The 7,646-nt window shown below is 73.3% G+C and carries 6 protein-coding genes; 2 read left to right on the top strand and 4 right to left on the bottom strand.

Annotation, left to right across the window (positions count from 1 at the left end):
- Positions 1–103 precede the first annotated feature (103 nt).
- Entirely contained in the window at positions 104–1,120 is a 1,017-nt protein-coding gene (locus ACZ4SA_RS32265) for a D-2-hydroxyacid dehydrogenase family protein (protein WP_468281455.1), read from the bottom strand.
- A 35-nt stretch (positions 1,121–1,155) separates the two neighbouring features.
- Here ACZ4SA_RS32265 and ACZ4SA_RS32260 point away from each other — a divergent pair, with 35 nt between their 5' ends.
- Positions 1,156–1,815, top strand: coding sequence for a DUF2293 domain-containing protein (locus ACZ4SA_RS32260; RefSeq protein ID WP_468281454.1), 660 nt, complete (start codon positions 1,156–1,158; stop codon positions 1,813–1,815).
- Positions 1,816–1,860: 45 nt separating this feature from the next.
- On the opposite strand, the gene ACZ4SA_RS32255 is transcribed toward ACZ4SA_RS32260, so the two are convergent.
- Complete coding sequence (locus ACZ4SA_RS32255) at positions 1,861–2,562, bottom strand: chaplin (RefSeq protein ID WP_468281453.1); 702 nt, start codon at positions 2,560–2,562, stop codon at positions 1,861–1,863.
- Between the two features lie 309 nt (positions 2,563–2,871).
- Here ACZ4SA_RS32255 and ACZ4SA_RS32250 point away from each other — a divergent pair, with 309 nt between their 5' ends.
- A complete protein-coding gene (locus ACZ4SA_RS32250; protein WP_468281452.1) occupies positions 2,872–3,381 on the top strand; it encodes a DUF3574 domain-containing protein in 510 nt (169 codons plus the stop codon).
- A 1-nt stretch (position 3,382) separates the two neighbouring features.
- On the opposite strand, the gene ACZ4SA_RS32245 is transcribed toward ACZ4SA_RS32250, so the two are convergent.
- Complete coding sequence (locus ACZ4SA_RS32245; RefSeq protein WP_468281451.1) at positions 3,383–4,663, bottom strand: SWIM zinc finger family protein; 1,281 nt, start codon at positions 4,661–4,663, stop codon at positions 3,383–3,385.
- Positions 4,660–7,497 carry a DEAD/DEAH box helicase gene (locus tag ACZ4SA_RS32240; RefSeq protein WP_468281450.1) on the bottom strand — a complete coding sequence of 946 codons (2,838 nt, stop codon included), beginning with the start codon at positions 7,495–7,497 and terminating at the stop codon, positions 4,660–4,662. The genes ACZ4SA_RS32245 and ACZ4SA_RS32240 overlap by 4 nt, the downstream gene beginning before the upstream one ends.
- Between the last annotated feature and the right edge of the window lie 149 nt (positions 7,498–7,646).

The raw sequence follows: 7,646 nt of genomic DNA, 5'->3' as shown, positions 1-7,646 counted from the left end.
CTCGTACTGGACGTACCTGGATGACTCCGACAACGCAGCGAGTGTGCGTGCCAGGCGTCGTGGGCCAGGCGGGACTTTCGAAACACGCCCTAGCCGCGGGGCGTCAGCCAGGGGTGCGGCTGCCGGAAGTACGCCGGCCGGAGCCGCCGGGCCGGCCGGGCTGCACGAGGGTACGGACGGGGCTGCCCGCCAGATACGCGGCGATGTCCTCGACCGCCTCCCGGAAGTACACCTCGTAATTGCGACGGGTGACATAGCCGAGGTGGGGCAGCCCGAGGAAGTTCGGTGCCGTGCGCAGCGGGTGGCCGGCGGGCAGCGGTTCCTGCTCGAACACGTCGGCGCCCGCTCCGGCGATCCAGCCCTCGTGCAGCGCCTGCACCAGGGCCTTCTGGTCGACGATCGCGGCCCGGGACGTGTTGATCAGGTAGGCCGTAGGGCGCATGCGCTTCAGCTCTTCGGCCCCGATCAGACCCCGGGTGCGGTCGCCGAGCTGCAGATGCACGCAGACGAAGTCCCCCGTCTCGAGGAGCTCGCCGAGCGACCGGGCCCGTACGACGCCGTGCTCCGCGGCCCGTTCGTCGGTGAGGCTTCGGCTCCATGCCGTGACGTCCATGCCGAAGGCCCGGCCGACGGCGGCGACCTTCGTGCCGATCCTCCCGAGACCCAGCAGTGCGAGCGTGCGGCCGTGCAGATCCGCGCCGATGGTCGACTGCCAGGGACCGCCGTCACGCAGTGCGTTGCCTTCCTGCACGACGTGCCGGGCGAGGCCGAGGATGAGGGCCCAGGTCAGTTCGGCGGGCGGTTCCGAGTTGCTGGCGGTGCCGCACACGGTCACACCGTTACGGGCCGCGGCTTCGAGGTCTATCGAGGCATTGCGCAGGCCTGAGGTGATCAGCAGCCGCAGCCGTGGCAGCCGGTCGAGCAGGGACGAGGTGAACGGTGTCCGCTCGCGCATAGCGACCAGGATCTCGCAGTCGCCGACCGCCTCGACCACGTCGCCCTCCGAAGCGAAGTGCTCCTTGACGGAACGGACTTCGACTGTGCCCGCGAGCGAGGACCAGTCCGCCAGGGAGAGCGCGGCGTCCTGGTAGTCGTCGAGCACGGCACAGTTGATCGTCATGGGAGCGGAGCGTACCCGGTGGGTACGTAGCGAACATGGACCTGGTGGTGATCCAGCCGCTCAAGGGCAGGCACTGCTCCGAGTGCCACAAGGGCCCGCTTGTGATGCATGTGCTCGAATCCGACGCACCCGTGTGCCTGGAGTGCGCTGATCTCGGCCACTTGGTGTATCTGCCGAGAGGCAGCGCGGCGCTCACCCGGCGGGCCCGGGAGGCGAGTTCGCTCTGGGCGGTCGTGGTGCGTTACAACCGCCGTCGCAGTCGCCACGAACGGCAGGGGCTGCTCGTCGAGGAGGCTGCGCTTGCCCGCGCGGAGTCGGCATGCCTCGCCGACGCGGACGCGCGCGCCCGCCGCCGTGCGCGGGACGCGGCCCGGCGGGACGCGGAGGACGCGCGGTTCATCGCCGAACTGGCTGCCGCGATACGGCGCCTGTTCCCGGGCTGTCCCGGGGAACGCACCGCCGAGATCGCCGCGCACGCCGCCCTGCGCGGCAGCGGGCGCGTCGGCCGCACCGCGGCGGGCCGCTCACTGGAGGAGGGAGCGATCACGGCCGCGGTGCGCGCTTCTGTGCGGCATATCGACACCGCCTACGACGCGCTGCTGATGGCGGGCGTCCCCCGCCACGAGGCGCGGGCCCGCGTGGCGGGGCAGATCGAGGCGGTCCTGGCGTCCTGGCGGCGGCCTTCGACGGCTTGAGCGTGCCGGGCGTCGCGGGCCGGGCGGGCGCCTGGTGAACACGACTCAGCAGTCCCGGGTGGGGCGGAACCGGCGGTACAGGACGAGACCACCGAGGATCATCGTCGCACCGGCAGGGATCGCGAACGCCAGCTCGTCGGAGCCCGTCTGGGCCAGCGCCCCTCCAGACGGCTTCGGGGCCCACTGCTCGTCGGGCACGGCCGGCTTCTCGGGCTTCACGGTCCTGGGCGGGGTGGTCGGCTCCTCCTCGACCGGCGGCTTGCCTGAGTCGTTCACCGAGCTGTTGCCGGTGGCAGGGTTGCCGATGCCGACGACGTTCACCGAGTTGCCGCTCACATTGACCGGCAGGTCGACCGGGAGCTGCAGGCCGTTGCCGGAGAGAACACCCGGTGACCCTGCCACCTCGCCGCCCGCGTGGGCGCCGCCGCCACTGTGGGAGCTGGAACCGGCCTCAGTGCCCTGGGAGCCGCCGCCGTGTTCCGCGTTGCCGCCGCTGTCACCGTGCGACACGTTGGAGCAGTCGTTGCCGGCCGCCGGGTTGAGCAGTCCGACCACGTTGGCGGTATTGCCGCACACGTTCACCGGGAGGTGCACGGGTAGCTGGACCGCGTTGCCCGACACCACGCCGGGGGATCCGACGGCCGCGCCGTCCGCGCTCGAATCCGCCTGGGCGTAGCCTGTCGCCATGGCCAGTGCGCCGCCCGTGAGCATCACGGTCGCCAGGCCCTTTCGGTGAACCTGCCTCATGGTTGCCTGCCTTCATAAGAAACCTCACGGGCATTCGCCCGCACCGGAATTAACGCCGCAGGGGCCCATCGGTTCTGCCGAATACGCCATTCACCCCTTCGGGTGTGCGAGTTGTCGAAGACCCTTCGAACTGAACGTCGAGCCCAACGTCGTGCCCCCGTCCCGCGCCGCCCGTCGCGCGTACGGGTGGTTTCCGGCCGAAGCCGGTGATCCGGCCGGTGCCGCGGCCGTTGCGCTTGCCGGAGTGGGCGCGCCCGGCGGCCCCGCCGTGCCATCGCCCCGACGGAAGGGTTTCCGAACGTGCAGACCATGAAGCAGCCCCGCCCCCGCCGGACGCGGCCACCGTCCGTGACGCGACGCACCGTGCTCGCCGTCGTCGCCGCCGCCGTTGCCGTACTGGGAGTGGCCGCGCCGGCCGCGCAGGCCTCCCGGGACGGTGATCGGCGGCCCGCCGCGCCGCGCGCAGCCGCCTCAACCACGGTGCGGGGTACGGCGTATGTGGAGACACGGCTGTTCTTCGGCACCGAGCGGCCGGATGGCGGTCCCGATGTGACCGACGCGCAGTTCACGGCGTTCGTCGACCGGAGCGTCACGCCGGACTTCCCCGACGGGCTGACGATCCAGGAGGGCCGCGGCCAGTGGCGTGACTCCAACGGAGTCATCGAGCGCGAGCGTTCGTACGAGCTGATCCTGCTGTATCCGGCGTCCGAGGCCCTGGCCCGGGACGGCCGGGTCGAGCGGATCCGCGAGGCCTATGTGCGGGCGTACGCGCAGGACTCCGTGGCCAGGCTGGACGAACCGACGCAGGCCGACTTCTGACTCATCTGCCCAGCAAGGCGGTGAGCGCACCCACGGGGTCCGTGTCGGGCGTGCCGCGCGGCCACCAGTCCTCACGGTCGGGGTCGGACTCGTACCCGTACCAGAGGCCGTCACGGCCCAGCCGGAGCTGGAGGGAGCGTGCGGACAGGTGGTTGCGCCAGGGCCTGAAACCGGGGAAGTCGGCGGCGGCCAGGGCAGGGCGGGCCCGGTCGAAGGGGCCGGCGGGCGGGTCCCAGGGCTCCTCCAGCACGGTGAGTGCCGCCGGCCCGCCCTGCCGCCAGGCGGCGACCGCACGGGCCAGCTCCGTGGGGGTGCGGTCGGTGGCGGCGGCGAGATCGCGGTAGAGGGCGCGGGTCGAGGCGGTCAGGCCGGAGCCGGGGTGCGCGGCGGCCAACCGCACCGCGTCCTGCCAGGGAGTCAGCGCGGCGACGGGGTCGTGCCCGGTGGCGAGGAGGGCGTGGGCACGTGCGGCGGCCTCTGTGGCCAGCAGGTCGAGGGCGAGCGGGTCGGGGGCACCGGGGGTGTCGGGATAGGCCGGGGGACGGCCCGGGCGGAGCGGGACGGGGAAGGGCGGCGGCAGGAGCGGCAAGTCCGCACGCCGGGCGACGGCCTCCTTCGCGGACACGCTCCGCAGGGGTGCGGCGGACGCGGTGGCGGAGTGCTCGGCCGCCGCCCGGGTCGCGTTGCGGCCGGAGAGGTCGGAGAGGATGTCCCGCTCGCCCCGGCCGCGCATCAGGAACAGCACGAACGGGTCCTCGTCCAGCAGTCTGGCTGTCTGGTAGCACAGCGCCGCGGCGTGCTTGCAGGGGTAACCGTCGTCCGGGCACGAACAGTCGGGGATCAAGTCACCGGGCGTCGGCAGCAGGTCCGCGGCGCTCGCCAGCGCGTGCGGGACGTCCTTGTCGAGCAGCGCCGCGATGTGCTCGGGCCGGGCCGCCGCCGCGGACAGGAAGTCGTCCCAGTCGTCGTCATTGAGGGTGCGCAGGCGGATCTCCGTGCGGTACGGACGCGCTCTGCTGCCCTGCACGTACGCCATGACCCGGCCGGGCGTCACCGTGATCGCCGCGACGTGGCCCGTGGCCGCGTAGGCGCGGCCACGGACCAGGCGGGCGGGGTCGAGGGCGGTTTCCTCGAGCGCAGCCACCCAGGCATTGCCCCACCAGGTCGTCGCGGACTCGTCGCCCGCGAGGGGGTCCAGAGCGGGAAACGTACGGCGCTGGTCCTCGTGGCGCGGGCCCGGCGAGACGCCCGGCCGGAAACGCGGGTGCGCGGGCGGGGTCATGACGGCCTCCGCAAGGAGACGAGGTCGGCCAGCTCCCGGTCGGTCAGCTCGGTCAGCGCCGCCTCTCCCGAGCCCAGCACCGCATCCGCCAGTGCCCGCTTGGAGGCGAGCATCTCGGCGATGCGGTCCTCCACCGTGCCCTCGGTGACGAGACGGTGGACCTGCACGGGCTGTGTCTGGCCGATGCGGTAGGCGCGGTCGGTGGCCTGCTCCTCGACAGCCGGGTTCCACCAGCGGTCGAAGTGGACGACATGGCCCGCCCTGGTCAGGTTCAGCCCGGTGCCGGCCGCCTTGAGGGACAGGATGAACACCGGGACCTCCCCCGACTGGAAGCGGTCGACCATGCGCTCGCGCTCCGCCACAGGCGTCCCTCCGTGCAGCAGCTGGCAGGGGATGGCGCGGGACACGAGGTGTGCCGACAGCAGGCGGGCCATGGAGACGTACTGAGTGAAGATCAGGACCGAGCCGTCCTCCGACAGGATCGTCTCGAGAAGCTCGTCGAGCAGGGCGAGCTTGCCGGAGCGGCCGGCCAGGCGGGGCGCGCCACCGCGGTCCGTACCGTGCCCGGGTCCGTACTCCTTGAGGAACTGCGCGGGGTGGTTGCAGATCTGCTTGAGGGCCGTGAGCAGCTTCATTACCAGGCCGCGGCGCGCGATGCCCTTGGCAGCCTCGATCGCCGCCATCGTCTCCCGTACAACCGCCTCGTAGAGGGAAGCCTGTTCGCGGGTGAGGGGTACCGGATGGTCCGACTCCGTCTTCGGCGGCAGCTCGGGCACGATGCCCGGGTCGGACTTCTTGCGGCGCAGCAGGAACGGGCGGACGAGCCGGGCGAGCCGCTCCACGGCCGCGTCGTCCTCGCCGTTCTCCACGAGACGGGCATGGCGGGAGCGGAAAGTCTTGAGCGGGCCGAGCAGGCCGGGAGTCGTCCAGTCCAGCAGCGCCCACAGCTCGGAAAGGTTGTTCTCCACGGGGGTGCCGGTCAGGGCGACGCGGGCGGGGGTGGGGATCGTGCGCAGCGCCTTGGCAGTCGCGGAGAAGGGGTTCTTCACGTGCTGCGCCTCGTCGGCCACGACCATCCCCCACGCGTGCGACGCCAGTTGCTCCGCGCTGCTGCGCATCGTGCCGTACGTGGTCAGGACGAAGCCGCCGTCGGGTGTGCCGAGGACGCGGTCCGCGCCGTGGAACCGCCGCACCGGGACGCCGGGGGCGAAGCGGGCGATCTCCCGCTGCCAGTTCCCGAGCAGCGAGGCCGGGCACACGACGAGCGTCGGGGCGCAGCGCGCCCGGCGCAGATGCAGGGCGATCACGGTGACGGTCTTGCCGAGGCCCATGTCGTCGGCGAGGCATCCGCCGAGACCGAGCGATGTCATCAGATCCAGCCATGCCAGCCCGCGCAGTTGGTAGTCCCGCAGGGTGGCGTGCAGGCCGGGTGGGGCCTCGGCGGGGGCGGGGGCAGTGGCGGTGGCAGCGGTGAGGCGATCGCGCAGGGCGGCCAGCGCACCCGTCGGCACGGCCTCGACCGTCTCCCCGTCCACCTCCGCCGTGCCGGTGAGCGCCACGGCGAGAGCGTCAACAGGCTCCAGCAGGCCGAGCTCCCTCTTGCGGGCCTTGCGCACGAGATCCGGGTCGACCACGACCCAGCGGTCGCGCAGCCGCACGATGGGGCGGTGCGACTCGGCGAGCGCGTCCATCTCACGCTCCGTCAGTGGGTCGCCGTCCAGTGCGAGCTGCCAGTCGAACCTGAGCAGTTGCTCGCTGTCGAAGAAGGGCGTGCCGTCGGTGGCGGAGCCGGGCGCGGAGCGCACGACCGCGGCGGCCGAGAGCGTACGCGCGAGCTCCTTCGGCCAGTGGACGGCGACGCCCGCCGCGTCCAGGCGTGCCGCGCCCGGGCCGAGCAGCTCGTACAACTCGTCCTCGCTGAGCGGCAGTACGTCCGGCACCTCCCGCTCCAGCAGCCGGGCGAGCGGCGGCCAGACCCGGCCGGCACGGCGCAGCGCGAGCACCGTGTCGATCCGGGCTCGCGGCCCGAAGTGCTCGTCGCCGGCCCCGGCCCACAGGCGCGCGGCGTCCATGACGAGGGTCGGGTCGGCGAGGCTGTGCACCTGGACGAGCGCCGCGCCCGCGTGGCGCTCGGCGCCGTCGTGCGGGGCGGTGTGGTGCGGGGCGGTGTCGAAGAACTCGTATGCGGACAGGTCCAGCCGCAGCGACACCCGCACGCCCGCGTCCATCCCGGCGGCGGCCTCGGCGGCCCACTCGCGGGCTCCGGGCAGATGCTGCGCCGCGGCCGCCGCGAAGGGCGCACCCGCGGCGAACGCGGCAGCCGGTGTGCGCGGCAGGCTGTCCGCCACGGCGTCGAAGAACGCCCGCACCAGCGCCTCCGGATCCGGGAGCCGCAGCGGCCGGGCCCCCTCGACGGGCGCGGCGTGCGCCTCGTACGGCATGGCGGCGGCGATGGCCCTGAGCTGCGCGATGTCGTCGGCGTCGAGCGGCCCGGCCCGCCAGGCGTCGTGGTCGGACGGGGTCAGCCCGGGCAGCAGCCTGCCGCGTGCCACGAGCTGCAGAGCGTGCAGGACGGCGGCGCCCCAGCAGGCGCCGGCCGGATGCGCGGCCGGATCGCGGCGGGCGCGGATGAGCAGCGGCACGGCGTCGACGACGGGCAGCACGACGGCGGGAACGCTCTCGCTGCGGACGCCGCCGTCCTCGTCGGGCCGGACGACGACGATCTCGCCGCTCGCCCCGGCGAGCGGACGCCCGTCGGGCTCCCAGAAAGCGACCCGGCCGTCGCGAGGCAGCGCGGCGGGAAGGAACACAGCGGCGGCCGTGGTGGTCGTCATCGGGTCCCTCCCGTCCCTGGTCGTCGGCGGACGCGGTTTGCACCTGCATCCACGACCTTACGGGCGGGGTGTGACAGTGGGGTGCGGTGCCTGCTGTGACCTGGGCTTTCCCCTACCCCGCCCCTTCTCGAACCGGGTAAGCCCCGGAC

It is taken from the genome of Streptomyces sp. NPDC027962 (assembly GCF_055566095.1).
Note: the sequence above shows the minus strand (reverse complement) of the source record. Positions and strands in the feature narration are given on the sequence as shown.